Origin of the sequence: Sphingobacterium sp. (assembly GCF_032065005.1) — a bacterium.
Classification (GTDB): domain Bacteria; phylum Bacteroidota; class Bacteroidia; order Sphingobacteriales; family Sphingobacteriaceae; genus Sphingobacterium.
Window position 1 is genome coordinate 244,738 of the sequence record NZ_DAMBMM010000005.1, and the last position, 18,606, is coordinate 263,343.

Consider the following 18,606-nt stretch of genomic DNA (forward strand, 5'->3'; position numbering starts at 1 on the left):
TAAACAAATAAAGATGAAAATAGTTTGAGAGGGCTTGTTAGTCAACAGATTCGCGGATTAAGCCATAATCTAGGGCCATTTTTATGGCTGAGCTCAAGTTGCTCGTCTTGAATTTTTCGATCAGGTTTTTCCGATGGCTCTCCACGGTGTGGTGGCTAATAAAGAGCTTTTCAGCAATTTGGGTCGTCGTCAGACCCTGTGCCGCTTCAGCCAGGATTTCCTTTTCCCGGCGTGTCAATTTTGGGACACTCTTCAGTTCCGTGCTGTTTTTCTTATCAATGATCAGTTTGGTCTGTTTGCATAGAAATTTCTTTCCAAATAGGATTTCCTGAATGCCAAGCTTGATCTCGTCAATGGAAGCATTCTTTTGGATATAGCCATGCGCACCTTCCTGGAAAGCGCTGTTGATCACAGCAAATTCATTGTGGACACTGAGCATGATGATCTTAAGATCCTTATGTTTCTTGATCAATGGACTGATCAATTCCAATCCATTTGCATCAGAAAGGTTGATGTCCAAAAGCAAGACATCAATCGGGGTTTCTTCCAAAGCCTTTATCAAGACCTGCGCATTAGGATAACAACCAATGATATTTAAATCTGGCTCTTGGGCAAGGATGTTCTTCAAGCCTTCGGATAGTAAAGGATGGTCGTCGGTGATGGCGATATTTATCATGTTTGTTTGTTTTTTGGGATATTGATTTCAAAGCTACTACCTTGACCGATATCAGATTGTACATTCAGATTACCCTTCAAGAACTCTACTCTTGATCGTATGTTCTGCAAGCCTGCAGATTTGTTGCTGTGGTTGTTGCTGTCAAATCCTTTTCCGTCATCCTCAACCGTGATATGGTATTCGGAGTCTTCCTCAACCAGCTGGATAAGGATTTGGCTAGGTTCGGCATGTTTAATGGCATTGTTGACCAGTTCTTGGATAATTCTATAGATGACCAGTTGCTGGTCTAGATTCATGTTGTTGCTAAAATGCAGGAATTGGACGTCGATCTCCAGGTTGTCATTGCACATGCGCGAGGCATAGTCATTCAGGGCCTCCTGTAAACCAAACTTCTGCAATAGGTCTGGTGTCAGGTTGTGGGCTACTCGACGGAGTTCATCAACGGCCATATCCAATTGGGTGATTCCCTTTTGCATCTTCTCCTGGATCTCAAATGATGTTTGGTCATTCAGATGGGATAATTGCAGTTTGGTTCCTGAAAGGAGTCCACCTAAGCCGTCATGTAGATCGCGTGCAATCCTTGCCCTTTCTTGTTCTTGCCCATCCAGGAGGGCAGTAAGCATGGATATTTTCGCATTTTGCCTTTCTTGTTCGATGGCAAGGTTGTGAAAGTTCTCCCTTTGTTTCATATGCTTCAAGCGCTGCGTATAGGCATAGAATAGGACCGCCAATAAGGTTAGGGCCCCGATCATCAAGGCAATGTAGTACGTATTGATCTTATCCTTTAAGCTGATTTCCTGTTGATAGTTGCTGATTTCTTGAGCTCTGTTCTTGGCTTCCAGTTTAGACATCTGAATTTCCTGAAACTGCTTCTCAGCAGTCAGTTTGGAGACCTCCAATTCTTTGGACTGATTGTCTTGGATAAGGCGCATGTTTTCCAGTTCCTGCTTCTGCTGAATTCCCAAAGCCGCCATCAATTGGATCTGCTGTTCCTTCTTTTCAGCTTCTACTTGTAAGAGGGCCAGTTCTTGATCCTGCTTCCCCTTTTCGTACTGCGCTTCAAGACGCTTGCCTATACTTAGCTTCTCCTGGTCATAGACATTAGTAAATAACTTTATGTATTCTTTATAATAATTGATTGCCTCCTGATAATTTCCCTCTTGCTCACTGATATGTGAAAGGGTGTTATAGATGCTCATCAAGATCTGTTGATCCTGTACCTGGGATTTGTTGATCTCTATCAGTGAAGACAACAAATGTTCTTTTGCTTTTTTGGAGTTCCCGTTAAGAAGTTCCAGTTCTGACAAAATCCCATAAGCAGAGGCAACTAAATTGTACTGTTTGGATTCCAGTCCTTTTGTTTTTGCCAGTTCAGCATATTGAGTTGCTTTATCCCTATATTCCTTAGGATAGAACTTAAAATAGAGATGCGAAAGGTTGTTGGCTACAAAAGCTAAGTTTGAAGGGATAGGTATCTCATTCTGTTTTTCCAGATAGGTATTCAAGGCTTTTAGGTAGTATTCTTCCGCTGAGTTCCTAAATTCTACATGTTGCTGGTCTTCTAGATATTTCTGTTCATACATATAGCCCAATGACATGTAGGTATCAAAGATGGTCAGTGGATCTTTCTGCTTCAGTGCAATATTCAGTGCTAGTTTGCTGTATTTTTCCTGCAGGTCAAACTCATTCCAGTTTGCGTAAATAGACGTCAGCTCTTTATAGACATTTGCTTTTCTGTTGAAAAGCGTATTGGATTGCTTGGCCTGGTCGTAATAACTCAACGCGATCATAAACTGCTTGACCGCTTCTGCCTCCTGTTGCTGCCTAGCCAGTATCCAACCATAGCCGTAATACACATATCCTTTGGTTTCGATGTCCTTGCTGCGGTCTACCAATGACTTCGCCTTCAAGATGCTTTGCCTTGAACTTGTCGTTTCTTCCATAATCAATTGATTGATGGCAAGGATGGTATAGAGATAGGCAGAATATCGGCTGTCATTTAACTTGCTGGCAACGGCGATATCTTTTTTAAGTAGTTTGAAGGCTTCATCTTCCTTTTGATTGAAAAAGAGCGCTTGCGCCAGCTTTCCGGTACTGAAGAATTTTTCAGGGTCATCGGCGTGGTATTGATTATATTCTTTTTGCAGTTTGTCCAGGATATCCTGAGCATTTGCCGAATGGGGAAGGAGGGCAAGAATGTTGAATAGAAAAACATAAAATATAGATAATAAGACTTTTCCTATGTTAGTGTTCATTCCTGCTTTCTGTTTGTGTATTGACAAAAGTACATAAACAGAGCATAATAAAGGACTCTGTTTATGCTTTCGTTCGATTAGTTGATGTTTACTTTTTCACCTTTGATATTGATATAATATACATCACCGTCATCCGAATCCATAACTGATGCAATTCCATCTTCGAAAGAGGAAACACTGCTAAACTTCATAGGGATGACTAACTTTCCTTGATTATTGATATATCCGAATTTTTCACCCTTTTGAACAATATGCAATGGGTCTTTTTCAGAAAGAGAGATCATATCATAGCCTTCTGCAAGTTTTTTGTTCTGTTTGATGTTGTACATTACGTAATGATCATTTTCAACCGAAACAAAAACTTCAGCATTGAATTCCAGGATGAGAGGATAAGAAATCGGAACGATAACCTTTCCTGTTTTGTCCAAAATTCCAGTTTTATCACCAACGGTAGCCGATAAGTATCCGTGGCTCATATGGCTCACCATATCATATTGAGCCTTGATAATAGGCTGGTCATTGGCACCTAGGATCCCAAACTTGTCGTTTTCGGAATAGATGTATTGTTGGTATTCTGCGTCATACACTAGAAAATCGTACTTGAAAGGGATCTTGATGTTACCATCTTTATCCATTGAACCATATTTGCTGTCCAAATTGATTACCGTGGTTATTCCTCCACTGAATTGATCAAAATAGGTATATTCAGCTTCCGTGATTGGATTTCCATTTTCATCCATTAAACCTAATAGCTCGGTGTTTTCATCTTGGTATAAGTAACGATCTTCATCAACTTGCGGGACTTCTGAAAGACTATCTGCCGCATCTAGATGCTCACCCTCTTCCTCGTCAACAACCAATGCAGCATAGAAAGTGGGAATCTCAAATTCGGTATTGCTCAGACTTTCTTCGGTAATATTAATTGCAGTAAATCCAGTTTCGCCAATGGTAAGTTCCATTACCGCTCCAGGTAGATCTTTAAGGAACATGAATTGATCCCAATATAGGTTTGGAAATTTATCGGAGTACCAGACTTCCATCTTGGTATAGTTATCACCCGAAAGGTCAAAATCTCCATTCACAATGGCCAACTTACAAGGAATACCTACTATGGTCTTTGTTTTGCCAGGGACGAATTCAAATTCTACATCTAATTCCATATATAACCTTCCAGCTTCACCATCATTACCTTCATTGTAAATATAATACTGTTCGGATTCTGGAAACAACAAGAAAGAGCGATCTGTCTTTTTGTTGATAATCTGCAACCGACTAGGTTGTTCGTTGACCGATGTCTTAATAAAAGTATCATTGAACCAAGCCCTCAATGAATAATTATCTGAAGTGCTTACTTGATCCTTTTGTTCTCCAGTTAAAATAGGGCGATAGTCGATTCTGTGAAGCTTTTGTTCCTGTGCTAGCAAAGTTAGATTCCAAAAGCTGATAAGTAAAAATGAGAAAAATAGTTTTTTCATTAAATATGATGTTATTCCACAAAAATGAGCAGAATAGGCCAGAAAAACCATCCCTGATAACAGCTAATTTTGTTGGGATTCTGAATTAATAGGTCGTTTTTTTATACAGTATTACTGTTGTTCAAGAGCATAATTTTAGGAGTTGCTCATGATCAATGGCTTTTGGGATATATTTCAAAACCAGTCCTTTAAAAATATGTGGCATCCTACCTTATTGACTGACAAGAATCTTTTAAGGGGATCCAACTTGTTAAGGTTATTAAACAAAAAAACATGCTTAAAATAATGTTTGTTAAGCAGTGGGAATATTCTATGTTACAACATTTTATTTATTTTTTCTTGAAAGCGGCTTTCTATTAAGAAATGGTTATAAAATTAACTAATGCTTGATTATTAAGCTTTAATTATATTGATTTTTTAGATGAAGTAGCGAAACCTTTTTGTTATTTTTGAATTAACTAATTGCACTTAGTAATAAATCTTTAACATCTTAACCTACTAATAACAAATACTTAATAATAAACCAATATTGTAAAACCTTTCTTTGCTCGCAAAGAAATTGTACTTAAACCATGAAAAAGAACTACACCTACCTACCCATTCTTGTGGGCTTATCGCTTCTTTCTTGGTCTGCTGCACATGCTACCTATAAGCATGTCCCAATAGAGCGGACTTATGAAATCAGTCAGAACATTATTCGAGGTAAAGTAGTCGCAGAAACAGGTGAGGCTGTTGTCGGCGCATCAGTAAGTAATGTCACGATTGGGTCTAGTACCCAAACTGACGAAAATGGAAATTTTGAACTCTCTGGTTCAGTGGGGAACGAACTGAGAATTTCCATGGTCGGTTATTCTGCTAAAACTGTTACTGTTACTGGACCTCAAGTAAATGTTACTATTGTTGCTACCGATCAAAACCTAGATGAGGTCGTGGTCGTGGGCTATGGAAAGCAGAAGAAAGTGAATTTAACAGGGGCTGTCGCACAGATCGATTCCAAAGTATTGCAAGATCGTCCTGTAGCAAATGCAACCCAAGCTCTTCAAGGGGCTGTGCCTAACTTGAACATTAATTTTACCAACGGACGCCCAGGAGGTGAAGGAAAGGTAAATATCCGTGGTTTTGCGTCTATTAACTCCGCCAATGCTGCTCCTCTTGTCTTAATTGACGGCGTTCCGGGGAATATCAATACCATCAACCCTAAAGACATTGAATCGATATCGGTATTGAAGGATGCTTCCGCAGCTGCCATCTATGGTGCTCGAGGTGCATTCGGGGTCATGCTTGTCACAACCAAAAAGGGACAGGCCGGAAAGATGACCATTGGCTATAGCAATAATTTTGGAACTTCTGACCTTACAGTCAATACAGATTTCATCACCAATGGCTATGATGCTGCCGTATTGAATGACGAAGCGTTTTTACGTGCTACTGGAAACCGATATACAGGTTATACCGATGAGGATTATGCCGAATTACTAAAGCGAAAAAATGACCCATCTCTACCTTCAGTCGTAATCCAAAATAGAAATGGAAAGGACCAATACGTGTATTATGCCAATACGGATTGGTGGAATACATTCTATAGGGACAAGATGAACTCAATGGAACATGCCCTGACTTTTTCTGGTGGATCTGAAAAAATGGACTATTATATCTCCGGAAGAATGTACCAGAAAGGCGGTCTTATGAAAGTTCAACAAGATAAGTTTGAAGGATACAACCTAAGAGCTAGATTGAATGGGCAAGTAACGGATTGGTTAAAGGTGAGCAATAATAGCCAAATTAACTATCAAAACTATACTTTCCCAGGATGGAACAGTAGTGTAGATGCCAACAATAACTTTATCTCCACAACTGTGCATGCTTTACCTTCCTATGTTCCTCAAAACCCAGATGGTACGGCTACATACAGAACCGAATTAAACAATTATAATATCGGTGATGGTATCATGGCAGATTTGCTTTACGGTAAATCAAAAGGAGGGGAGAAGGAATATGAATTTATCAACCTTTTTGAGGCTGTCGCTCAAATTATGCCGGGCTTGACAGTTACTGGAAACTACACATTTACCTACAATCCGATTGATAAATTTAATCGTCGGGTTCAGGCTCCATGGTCTGTATATCCTGGCGTGATCAATTATTTGGGAAATGATCAGCTGGTTCAAAACTTAGAGAATTACAAGAAACATTCCCTTAATATTTTTGCCAATTTCAATAAAAAGTTTGGTGATCATAATCTAGGAGCCACAGCAGGTTACAACCAAGAACTGAGTACCTGGCGAAATGTGGGTGGAACCCAAACCAACCTATTATCGGAAGACCTTAATGACTTTAACCTCGGAACGGGCGTGCCATTATTACGTGGCGGTGAAGAATCTTGGGCATTACAAGGGTTTTTCGGAAGGATAAATTATGATTATAAAGGAAGATATCTTTTGGAAGTAAATGGTCGTTATGATGGGACTTCCAAATTCCCTTCTGGCCAACAGTTTGGTTTCTTTCCATCCTTTTCGGCAGGATGGCGTATTATGGAAGAACCTTTCCTAGAGTCTGTGAAGCCTTATATCAACGAAGCTAAATTAAGAGTATCCTACGGTTCTCTAGGTAATGCTCAGGAGGCCTCGCCTTATGGTTATATCCCGTTATTAGGCGCTGGAAACTCAGCCTACATCACCAATGGTGGAAGAACCCAATTCTTAAGTTCACCGTCTCCAATCTCTGGGGATTTAACCTGGGAAAGAACCAGTACCTTAAACTTTGGTGCTGACTTTGAATTTGCTCAAAGTAGATTGACAGCATCCTTTGATTACTTTATCCGCGAAACTTTGGACATGTTAATCCCTGGAAAAACACTGCCAGCAGTATTCGGTGCTAGTTCTCCGAAAACGAATGCAGGCGATTTAAGAAACGTAGGATGGGAGCTGTCATTAGCGTGGAGAGATCAATTTGAAGTTGCCGATAAACCATTTGGTTACAGTTTCGGTCTAGGCCTGTCGGATTCCAAAGCGAAGATTACCAGATTTGACAATAGGGAAATGTTGTTGAACAACTATTATGTTGGTCAGACATTAGGAGAGATTTGGGGCTATAAGATCGATGGTTTGTTCCAAACCAACGAAGAGGCTGCAAATTGGGATGTAAACCAAGATCGTATTGATGCTCGTCGTCTTTCAGCTCCTGGAGATTGGTCTAAGCTGCAAGCTGGAGATCCAAGATTTGTGGATATCAATGGGGATAAAGAAGTAAACCAAGGGAAAAATACCCTTAGTGATCCTGGAGACCAGGTTATCATCGGTAATAGCAGAGCGAGATATAATTTCGGCTTAAACTTAGGTGCCAACTGGCAAGGTTTTGATGTTTCGGCATTCTTCCAAGGTATCGGAAAACAGAACTGGTGGCCTGGTTCCAATGCGGATAAGTTCTGGGGGCCTTATTCCAGACCTTACTATTCATTCGTTCCTAAAGATTTTGTAGAAGATGTATGGACTCCTGAAAATCCAGATGCTTATTTCCCTCTACTGCGTGGTTATATCGCTTTGGATGGTAACAGCTCCCTGAATGTCAAATCAGACCGTTATCTGCAAGATTTAGCTTATATCCGTTTGAAAAACTTAACCATTGGTTATACCCTTCCAAACGCAATCATGAGCAAGTTGAAACTGAGCAATGCAAGGATCTATCTATCTGGAGAAAACCTGTGGACAGCGACTAAATTAAGGTCAAAATATATTGACCCAGAACAAGCAGCTCAAGAATCAAACGGTAGAGCTTACCCTTATTCTAGAACATTTTCTTTTGGACTTGACTTTACTTTCTAAACCCATGAAAAACTCATTTATATTATATATTCTACTTGCTGTTCTAGTTACAGGATGTAGTAAGGATTATTTAGATAGACAGCCGGAGGCTAATATCTCTCCCGATGTCTCTTTCAAAAGTGTCAAAGATCTTGAATTGTTCAGCAATTCATTTTATGACGGTGCCCTTCCATCTGCTGAAGGAATTTATAACGAAGCAATTGATAATATCGTCAAAACCACGCTGCAAGATGAATTAACGGGAAAAAGAATTGTCCCTGTAAGTGGCGGTGGCTGGTCTTGGACGCAACTAAGGAACATTAATTTCTTCCTTGAAAACTGCTATAATCATCTTTCGGTACAGGATGCTGCGCCTTATGCAGGTGTAGCCAAATTCTTCAGGGCGTATTTCTATTATGATAAGGTTAGACGTTTCGGAGATGTGCCTTGGTACGGAAAGGTCCTTGATGTCAATGATGAAGAGGAATTATCGAAAAAACGTGATTCTAGATCGCTCATTGTTGATTCCATCATGGCAGATTTGGATTTCGCCATCAAGAATATGTCAGACGCAAAGTCCGATGAAAAAGCAACAAAATGGACCGCCTTGGCACTTAAATCAAGAGTGGCCTTGTTTGAAGGTACTTTCAGGAAATATCATACAGAATTGAACCTGCCAAATGCAAATAAATACCTTGAAATGGCAGTAGCAGCTTCTAAAGAATTAATGGATGCTGGTCAGTATAGTCTTTATACAGGCGCTGGAGTTGATTCTTATGGCAAACTTTTTAGCTCTGTCAATAGCGTATCCCAAGAAGTTATTTTGGCTCGTAAGTTTTCTGATGCCCTACAGATTTGGCACAATGTAAATTATTATACCATTACAGCTTCATACGGTAAGCCTGGCCTGGAGAAAAACTTGGTCAATTCCTATTTAATGAAAGACGGAACACGCTTCACGGACAAACCTAACTATGATAAAATGACCTTCTTGGAAGAGGTAAAAGATAGGGATCCAAGGTTACATCAAACCATAAGGACCCCTGGGTATACCAGAATAGGAGGGGCAGCACCAATTGCACCTAATTTTGGAAATTCCGTAACGGGCTATCAGTTAATCAAATTCGTTGGTGATGTGAAATATGATAACTATAATCGTTCTGAAAATGATATGCCTATTTTCCGCTATGCTGAAGTTCTGTTGAACTATGCTGAAGCAAAAGCTGAATTGGGAACTTTGACCCAGGCGGATCTTGATCTATCCATTAACTTAATCCGTGCAAGAGCAGAAATGCCAAACTTGGTATTAGCGACGGCAAACAGCAATGCAGATCCGTATCTGGCAAAAGATTACCCAGCAGTAGCTGGAGCCATGAAAGGTACCATTTTAGAAATCCGTAGGGAAAGAAGGATTGAATTGGTTATGGAGTCTTACCGTTGGGATGATATTTTGAGATGGAAAAGCGGTCAATTGATCACTCGTCAATTTAAAGGAATGTATTTCCCTAACATTGGTAAGTTTGACCTCGATGGTGATGGTAAAGAAGACGTTTGGATTTACGAAGGAACAAAACCAACAGCTCCTGGCGTGCAATTGTTAAAATTAGGATCAGAGATCTTATTGGAAAACGGAAAAAGCGGAAACGTGATTATCAATGCCCATATCAAAAAAGTATTTGATGAAGCTAAAGATTATTTCTATCCGCTTCCGATCCAGGAATTGGAACTCAATAAGAATTTAACTCAAAATCCAGGCTGGAAATAATGTTAATATTAAATAAATGAATAAAGCCGCATCTTTTTGATGCGGCTTTTTCTTATGCAATATCTTCTGCTTTAGGGTTGTTTAGCTTGGAATGCTTATAACCGTAAAAGAAATAAACCACTAATCCTATAGCCAACCAGATCAAAAAGATTACCCAGTTGCTCGTACCTAGCTCGGTCATCAAATAGAGATTGATAAGGATCCCAATCACAGGTAGCAAGGAGAAATTGTATTTAAAAGCCATAATAGCAAGTACAACCCACACAGCCCAAAAGATCAAAATCAACGATTTATGCTCCAGGATATACAAGAAATCCAAGTGTTGCCATTCATGGATGGCTTCTTGGTTAAATTTCCAGATCAAAACCCAAGCAATCACAAAACCTAATCCGATCAGATATTTACCGTTGATATAAGGAACTCTAAATTTAGACTGCTTGGATAAGCCGGAATAATCCATGTAGAGTACACCCGCACAGACTAAAATAAAGGCAAAGAAGGTACCTACGGAGGTTAGATCCACAAAGAAATCCATCTTGAAGAACATGGAAGGTATAGCAACCACAAAACCTGTCACGATCGTCGCAAAGGAAGGTGTTTTATATTTTGGATGAATGGTAGCAAACTTCTTCCAGAGCAAGCCGTCCCGACTCATGGTCATCCAGATCCTTGGTTGAGCCAATTGATAGACCAAAAGTGCGCTGGTAATCGCAATAACTGAGGTAACTGAGATTATCCCAGCTAAATAATCAACACCTATGTATTTAAAAACAAATGCTAAGGGATCTTTTACGTTCAGTTCAGTGTAATTTACCATCCCTGTCAACACCAAAGTTATCCCTACATAAAGAACAGTACAGATCAGTAAGGTGATGATCATCGCCTTTGGAAGGTCCCGCTGGGGGTTCTTGCATTCTTCTGCAGTGGTCGAGATAGAATCAAATCCAATAAAAGCAAAGAATACGGCTGCAACTGATCCTAATACCCCTTGAAGACCATTTGGAGCAAAGGGTACCCAGTTTTCAGGATTGACGAAAAAGGCACCACCAAAAATGATAGCCAAGATCACACCGATCTTTACCATCACCATGATGTTGCTAGCCCTTCTAGACTCTTTAATCCCTCGGTATACCAACCAAGTGATCAAGCTGATGATAACCCCAGAAGGAAGATCAAAAATAATAGGTACCTCGCCAATCCGAGGGGCAGATTCATAGGCCCTCAGGCCCAACTTATCTGCAACCGTCAAAGCTTCCGGTCCTAACTCAACTAACTTCTGATGAGCTTCCAAGGCATATTGGGGCGCCATAGAAAGCCATGCAGGGATATGAATCCCAAATCCTTCCAGCATGGTAACGAAATATTGCGACCATGATATGGAAACCACAATATTGGAAACAGCATATTCTAAAACCAATGCCCAACCAATAATCCAAGCGAATAGTTCCCCAAATGCGACATAAGCATAGGTATAGGCACTACCCGAAACCGGAATGGTACTGGCAAATTGTGCATAGGAAAGAGCCGTAAATACGCAGGCAAAAGCAACAAACACAAAAAGTAGAGAAATGGCAGGGCCACCCTCAAAACTAGCCAATCCGATGGTACTGAAAATTCCGGCACCTACGATGGCAGCAATTCCTAAGGAAACTAAGTCTCGAACTCCAAGGACCTTGTTCATACTTTCGGACTGACCCTTTTCCTTGATGATCAGTTCTAGACTCTTCCTTTTGAAAAGCTTATTTCTCATTAGCGATTAATTATTTGGTGAAGTCAACAAAAGTAGATATAAAAATGAAACCCTAGAATGATATTTATAAGAAAATCATACTAGGGTTTCTGAAAATTTATTGAATAAAATATTTCATTTATGTTGTGGCCGAGTAATTATCTAGCATTTCCTGCGTAGGTACAAAGAAAAGTGTACCTGTTTCCGCAGTGCTGAAATCCAATATCCGATCATAATTGCCTATAGGGTCTCCCAAGAACATATTCTCCAACATCTTTTTGGTTGTCGAGAATTTACTGGCGTAGGAAATAAAATAAGTGCCGAATTCACCTTTTGAAGGATTTGAAAACGGAAGGTTGTCCCGCACAATCTTTAGGTCTTTCCCATTCTCATCTGTAATACTGGTCAATGCACTATGGGCATTCTTTGGTTTTACCTCATCCGTCATCTCCACATCCGATAATTTGTACCGACCAAATACCTTCTCTTGCTCGGTAGTTGGCAGTTCTTCCCATGCCTTCAGATTGTGGATGTATTTCTGCACAAACTGATAACTTCCACCTTGATATTGAGGGTCTTCTTCACCAACCAATGCAAATTGAGCTCGTTCATCACCAATTGGATTTTCTGTTCCATCGACAAAGCCAAGGATGGAACGGCCGTCCCAAAACCTAAAGCCATGTACTTCAACCAAATTATCGGCAACTGGATTGATGATATCGTAGATATCCTTCGCCATTTCATAACAGATGCCAGCATTTTCAGCGCGAAGGTGAAAATGTAAATCTCCCTCCGTGGATACAGCAGTATGTTTTCCTCCAACTATCTTTTCAAAAGTTTCCAGTTCCTTAGGAAGGGGAGTAGGCATACCTAATTTATTCCAAGCCTCATAACCGATCCCCATAATACAACTGGTCCTGCCATTTGGCGTACGAACCACAAATGAATGGTTCAGATTAGAAACCAGTCCACAAAGCCTTTCAAAAACAGCTTTATAGTCTGTTCCATCCTTGAATTTCCAAACTGAAAAATTGGTGTTGTTATTGGGGTAATCCGTAATGTTTTGAGATATTGATGCCATAGGTGAATTTAATAGTAGTGTTAACCTAATTTAAGCATTCTTAATAACAGATAAAAGTTAGCCCGTAAATTAATTTATTGAAAGAAAAAAGTACTGCGTATTAGGGCAGTACTTAATGCATTGTGATGAAAAAAGCAGAGAAATAAATCCCTGCTTTCTCAATTAGTAATTTATAACCTTATCTAATTCTTTTTCATCGATGGTTACTTCATTTAGATAACGCTCTAAGCTATCATCCAATTCTTTCATCCAAGGGGTATGGTGAGGTTCAGCGCTTGTACCATCCATGACCGACTTGTAAACCTGATCCCTATAGTTCAGGATATTGACTTCCTTGTCGTTTAACCAGCTTTTAAACATCTCCGCCACACGGTCTAAATCGAATGCAGGATAATCCGTGTAACTGATCAAGTTCTTGATGTAATCTGTCTGGAAATCTACATGCTCAGGACCAGTTACGGTTTTAGCCTCGTAATCCATCCACTGTTTAATATCGGCATCTCTTTCCTCTTTAGATGGGAAATCAACTCTTCCCAACATATAGTCCCTCGCAAACCAAGCCTGAGTATCAAACATATTGAATGTATAGTATTGGTCTTGCATTCCTAAGAATATAAGTCGCTCATTTTCATTGAATACTACGCCTTTATATAAATTGTCTGGATACAGACAGTTCTTCGTCTTTAAACGTAATTCATCCGGTAGGAAAGGGAACTTGTGCTGATATCCTGTACAAAGGATCACAGCGTCATAATCTTCTGTCGTACCATCCTTAAAATAAGCAGTGTTGCCATCAAAGTGAGTTACCAACGGTTTTTCCTTGATTCCTTCTGGCCATTTCGTGCCAATTGGATTGGTCCTATAGGAAATGGTCACCGAGTCACTGCCATGTTTGAAACATTGAACCGCAATATCCTCAGCTGAATAACTACTTCCGATCAACAATAGCTTTTGTCCAATGAATTGATCCGCACCACGGAAGTCATGCGCATGCATCACTGCACCTGGGAAGTTGTCAATACCTTTGAAATAAGGCATGTTAGGCGTTGAGAAATGCCCCGTACCTACTACAAGATAATCGAAGTACTCCTCGAATGTCTCATTCTTTTGTAGGTCATCAAATACGACCCTAAATTGTTTTTTATCTTCGATATAGTCGACCCAGCGAGCTACCGTATTGAATTTGATATAATCTCTTGCGTTACTTTTCTTAATTCGGCCTTGAATGTAGTCAAACAGTACTTCACGCGGAGGATAGGACGAAATAGGTTGTCCAAAATGCTCCGTAAAAGTATAGTCTGCAAATTCCAGACATTCTTTTGGCCCGTTGGACCATAAGTATTTATACATGCTTCCATGTAATGGTTCGCCAAATTTCCCTACACCCGTTCGCCAGGTATAGTTCCACATGCCGCCCCAATTATCTTGTTTTTCATAACATTTAATTTCTGGGATGGGATTACCTTTTTTCTGTTCTGATTCAAATGCTCTTAACATAGCTAAACCACTAGGGCCAGCTCCAATAATTCCAACTTTAAAATCTGTCATATTTTATTCTTTTTATAAATTTTTTAAATTTTTCAATGAGCCATTATCTGTAGATAGATGCAATAAGGCTGTAATGATTCCCATTTTGGGATATAGAAGGCGCGTTGATTTCTTTGGCTGATAATTACCAAATATTCTTGACGCTAAAATTAAAGGAAGTAATAATTAGGTGATGCTGAATGATCATTATACACAAATGTGTTTTTTTCCTTCACTGTTGCAAAGATACGAATAATATTCATTAATTAAAAATATTAACGAAATAATATTCGGATTAACCAATGGTTTTATCGGAAAACCAATGATTAATATTTAGTTCTGTTAGGAATAGTTTAGCAGTTTTGATGGCCTAAAAATTAAGTCCAATTGCCTGCATCCCTGTTGTTTTGGTATATGATTTGCTTTTATCGGGTAAGATTTTCCAAATTATTTTTAGCCGCTTTTTCAATTAAATTAAGGGATTGCGTGATTTTGAGCAAAATCTGTTTATTTTAGGAGTAAATTAAAAAAATCATATATGGCATCAGGAATATTCGCGGTTTTGGATGATATCGCCGCTCTTATGGACGACGTAGCAGTTGCAAGTAAAATCGCAACGCGGAAAACCGCAGGTATTTTAGGAGATGATTTGGCCGTGAATGCCGAAAAAGCAACCGGATTTTTAGCTTCTAGAGAAATTCCAGTGCTCTGGGCAATTACGAAAGGGTCCTTTGTCAATAAGCTGATTATCGTGCCTGTCGCCTTGTTGCTCAATGCTTTCCTGCCCGTAGTGATTAAATATATTTTATTGATTGGTGGTGCTTATTTAGCTTACGAAGGAGCTGAAAAAGTTATTCATTATCTTTTTCACCGAAAAAAAGAAGGGCAGGAGGTCATACAGGAGCAAGCCCTGGAAGGTGAAGCTGCAGAGTCTGCAAAGGTAAAATCCGCAGTCACCACAGATTTTATCTTATCTGTTGAAATTGTAATCATTGCATTAGGTACCGTCCTTGAAGAAAGCCTGGCCATTCAGATCCTTACGGTTTCCGTGGTTGCCATCCTGGCAACAGTAGGGGTCTATGGTATTGTGGCCTTGATCGTGAGAATGGATGATGCCGGACATAGCCTGATCAAAAAATCTAACGATAAGGGAATAGCTGCTAAATTAGGGCATCTCCTGGTAAAACTTTTGCCGATTGTAATCAAAGCATTAGGGGTTATCGGAACCTTAGCCCTATTATTGGTTGCAGGGGGTATTTTTGTGCATAATATCGATTATTTCCACCATTTCCTTCCACAGGTTCCGTCAATCGTGAAAGAATTTGGAATGGGTCTTGTAGTAGGTTTTATCGTACTGGGAGTTGTTCTCCTTGTCAAGAAGATCTTTGGGATAGGAAAGGATAAACATTAATTTATTTGTCGGTCGGTTTAATTTTTAGCAATTTGCGCCCCAATAGGTCCTGGCCTAAACCGAATTAAATTTCTACATGAATTAGTATAGATTATTTATGAAAAAGATATTAAACATTATTTGTTTCGTTGCTGTTTTAGGAGCATTTACAGCTTGCTCCAAAGAGGATGAAGAAGTAAAAACTCCTAAAGATACTGCAGAGCTGATTGGTAAATGGGTTAAGGTTGATGGAATTCGTAATTCAGATACTATTATCACTGAAGGTCCTCATTTGGACACCTTAAAAATGCTTGAATTCACAGCGGATAATAAGTTGACGGTGAGTCGTGGACAGTTCTGTGTTTTCACGGATGCGAAAGATAAGAACCAAAATGGTGATTTTGAATATTATTCAGTAAACAATAGTATTTACCCTGGTATAAATGACCGGATTAAATATAACCAAGGCTGTACTTTTGGATTGCCTGTATCTCTTCAAGGCAATGTTTTACGCATTGGGTTTCCTACAGATGAAGCGTCTTATGAAGAATATATGAAAGTTACACCTGCAGAAACTCCTGAGGTTCCTGAAACCCCTGAGGTTCCCACTGAACCAACACCTGCTGGATAAAAAAAGACATTTGAGGAAAGCCCAAAAATTATTTTGGGCTTTTTTTTATTCTATCTTCAATAAAACAAAAACCCCTGACCAGGTGGTCAGGGATTTTTTTATATGGCCATCCGCCATGTTATTGTTAAACATTTCTTTTTGCTTAGAGATGTAGTTTCATCCCTTCGTGACTTGCCCTAAAACCGAGCTTCTCATAAAATTTCAAGGCTTCGGGTCTTACTTTATCTACGGTGAGTTGAAGGACATGAGCACTTTTTTCTTTTGCTCTTCGGATCGCATATCGGATCATCTTTTCGCCATAACCTTTAGACCGCTCTGCCTTATCAATCCTAACCCCTTCGATCTGGGCCCTAATCCCTCCACGATAGGTCAGGTATTGGATAAATGTCAATTGCAAACAGCCAATAATTTTGCCATCCTCGGTTTCCATTACCAAAAGCTCTTGGTTTTTGTCTTCATTGATCTTATTGAAGGCCGTAATGTACTCCGCAGGAAGTGGATGCCGATAAGCCTCGCGCATGTTCCCTAACATATCGTCCGAAAGTAATTCTATGATTCTTTCTAAGTCCATAATATGGGCTTTTCTAAACTTCATGGTAGATTTTCCTATGTTTGCATAGTAAATGTACGAAAAATCTAGAATAAAAATAAAAGGATAAATAGAAAGAATATTATTTTGACATATCTTAATAAGGATCTCGGAACAGAGCAAAGTTCATCATGAAAATGTTATGATCTGTGTTGGCGTTCGGTTCGTTAACCTTCGAATAAGGATGACAGGGTCTTAGGGAGAAAAACCGCACAGATTCTTTACTAATTGTTCAGAATTGGAAACCCACATTTCATCACAAGCAAATTGTCTGATTTTCAATTTTCAGCACTTTATTACATAAATCTTCCACCTTATTACATTTTCACCTGCTACTATTGTAATTTTTTCTAAAATTATGTAACTTGTTGATAGATAGTTTGTTGATGGATATTTATTTATCCATTACTCCCCATTTATCAACAATTTAATTAACATTTTTCGAAAAACACTTAGTATAGGAGGTATATCATGGAAAGTCTAAAATTTGAAATTGGAAAGGTTTCTCTGCATCAATTAAACAGTGTCAAGGACGCATTAAATGAAATAACAAATATCAACGATTGGCAGATTGCCCCTTATGTGGATGGATATTTGCTTTCTGTAAAGGGCATCAATATCGTAAGTTATTCCATTTTAAAATCCATTACTGCACTGGGGATAAATGCAGAACAACTTTATGAAGAATAGGATCTTCATTATGAGTTTGAGTCAAGGGATTCCCTTGACTTTTTTCGTTTTATTGGATTGGTTTATAGGTGTTAGATTGCTTGATCGTGTTTCTTAGTTATATGCTTTGCCTAGTTATTGGTATAAACATTTAGTTTTTTCCTTAAGATCCTCCGGATGGTATGTATCCTGGTCTTTATTGTTCCTTCCTTAATATCCATGGTCTCCGCGATTTCATAGTATTTAAAGCCTTCTAGGTACATACTTATTATCTCATAATTTTCTGCTGATAAAGACTTGATTGACTTTTCGATATCACCTAAAATAAACCTAGATTCAGCATTGTTTTTCGAACTTCGATTTTCCCCAGTATAGGTGAGTTCTTTTTCTGCAGTTCTGTATAAATTTAAGCGTCTATATTTATTCAAATAGATGTTTTTCATGATTACGTATAACCAAGCAACTATTTTAGGGTGATTGATGAATTTTTCTATTGATTTCAAGGAGCGGATAAAAGTTTCTTGAACCAGCTCCTCCTTTTCGTTTTGATCTGTAGTGAAGTTATTTGCCAACCGATTTAAAATTGGTGAATTCTGCACAATCACATCATTAATTAGATTTTTCATGATTGAATGTTATATGTTATATAACATTATAACGTATTGTTTATGAGCATGTTTTACGCTGTTGAGTGCATTATGATAAAACAGGTATTAAAATTTATTTCAGGTATTAATCTCTTGCTTTTATAGGATTGAAAGGTTTCGAACTGTTAATTTCCATTCAAGACGAACTATTGAAAGGATTTGGATTCATTTGTTACACTTAAATTTGTGGCGAAATTGCGACAAATACCTGAAATCAGTTAAAAAGTACTGAATTGTTTTTAATTCATCCTGACCCCAAGTTGATAGCGATTAATTTTAGTTAATTTTAATAGCTTAATTAAAAAGTTAACTAAGTATTACCGATGAAAAATAAAATTGATTTAGAAAGATGTAGTTCTAAATAAATTGATG

13 protein-coding genes are annotated in these 18,606 nt (G+C 38.8%); 5 read left to right on the forward strand and 8 right to left on the reverse strand.

The genetic code is table 11. The features are described from left to right. Positions 1–37 precede the first annotated feature (37 nt). The 3 genes from RT138_RS10615 to RT138_RS10625 form a co-directional block, all read right to left on the reverse strand. Positions 38–676, reverse strand: a complete 639-nt coding sequence (locus tag RT138_RS10615; protein WP_313190648.1) for a response regulator transcription factor — start codon at positions 674–676, stop codon at positions 38–40. Next, on the reverse strand, positions 673–2,931 hold the full coding sequence (locus RT138_RS10620) for a sensor histidine kinase (RefSeq protein WP_313190649.1): 2,259 nt from the start codon (positions 2,929–2,931) through the stop codon (positions 673–675). Before RT138_RS10620 ends, RT138_RS10615 begins: the two co-directional genes overlap by 4 nt. Before the next feature lie 77 nt (positions 2,932–3,008). Then, positions 3,009–4,406: a WG repeat-containing protein gene (locus tag RT138_RS10625; protein ID WP_313190650.1), complete on the reverse strand. Its 1,398-nt coding sequence runs from the start codon at positions 4,404–4,406 to the stop codon at positions 3,009–3,011. Between the two features lie 572 nt (positions 4,407–4,978). Here RT138_RS10625 and RT138_RS10630 point away from each other — a divergent pair. After that, entirely contained in the window at positions 4,979–8,227 is a 3,249-nt protein-coding gene (locus tag RT138_RS10630) for a TonB-dependent receptor (RefSeq protein ID WP_313190651.1), read from the forward strand. 4 nt (positions 8,228–8,231) lie between these two features. Beyond that, complete coding sequence (locus tag RT138_RS10635) at positions 8,232–9,971, forward strand: RagB/SusD family nutrient uptake outer membrane protein (RefSeq protein ID WP_313190652.1); 1,740 nt, start codon at positions 8,232–8,234, stop codon at positions 9,969–9,971. A 52-nt stretch (positions 9,972–10,023) separates the two neighbouring features. On the opposite strand, the gene RT138_RS10640 is transcribed toward RT138_RS10635, so the two are convergent. The 3 genes from RT138_RS10640 to RT138_RS10650 form a co-directional block, all read right to left on the reverse strand. Next, complete coding sequence (locus RT138_RS10640; RefSeq protein WP_313190653.1) at positions 10,024–11,721, reverse strand: amino acid permease; 1,698 nt, start codon at positions 11,719–11,721, stop codon at positions 10,024–10,026. 118 nt (positions 11,722–11,839) lie between these two features. Beyond that, positions 11,840–12,781, reverse strand: a complete 942-nt coding sequence (locus RT138_RS10645) for a Dyp-type peroxidase (protein WP_313190654.1) — start codon at positions 12,779–12,781, stop codon at positions 11,840–11,842. A 162-nt stretch (positions 12,782–12,943) separates the two neighbouring features. Continuing rightward, the gene (locus RT138_RS10650) at positions 12,944–14,329 is read right to left on the reverse strand and encodes an NAD(P)/FAD-dependent oxidoreductase (RefSeq protein ID WP_313190655.1); all 1,386 of its coding nucleotides are present in this window, start codon (positions 14,327–14,329) and stop codon (positions 12,944–12,946) included. A 517-nt stretch (positions 14,330–14,846) separates the two neighbouring features. On the opposite strand from RT138_RS10650, the gene RT138_RS10655 reads away from it, so the two are divergent. Next, a complete protein-coding gene (locus RT138_RS10655; protein ID WP_313190656.1) occupies positions 14,847–15,719 on the forward strand; it encodes a DUF808 domain-containing protein in 873 nt (290 codons plus the stop codon). A 97-nt stretch (positions 15,720–15,816) separates the two neighbouring features. Next, positions 15,817–16,329, forward strand: coding sequence for a hypothetical protein (locus RT138_RS10660; RefSeq protein ID WP_313190657.1), 513 nt, complete (start codon positions 15,817–15,819; stop codon positions 16,327–16,329). 142 nt (positions 16,330–16,471) lie between these two features. Here RT138_RS10660 and RT138_RS10665 read toward each other — a convergent pair whose 3' ends face one another. Continuing rightward, a complete protein-coding gene (locus RT138_RS10665) occupies positions 16,472–16,924 on the reverse strand; it encodes a GNAT family N-acetyltransferase (protein WP_409529452.1) in 453 nt (150 codons plus the stop codon). Positions 16,925–17,389: 465 nt separating this feature from the next. Here RT138_RS10665 and RT138_RS10670 point away from each other — a divergent pair, with 465 nt between their 5' ends. Further along, positions 17,390–17,608, forward strand: a complete 219-nt coding sequence (locus RT138_RS10670) for a hypothetical protein (RefSeq protein WP_185211676.1) — start codon at positions 17,390–17,392, stop codon at positions 17,606–17,608. Between the two features lie 110 nt (positions 17,609–17,718). On the opposite strand, the gene RT138_RS10675 is transcribed toward RT138_RS10670, so the two are convergent. Next, entirely contained in the window at positions 17,719–18,213 is a 495-nt protein-coding gene (locus tag RT138_RS10675) for an RNA polymerase sigma factor (protein WP_313190659.1), read from the reverse strand. Positions 18,214–18,606: the final 393 nt, after the last annotated feature.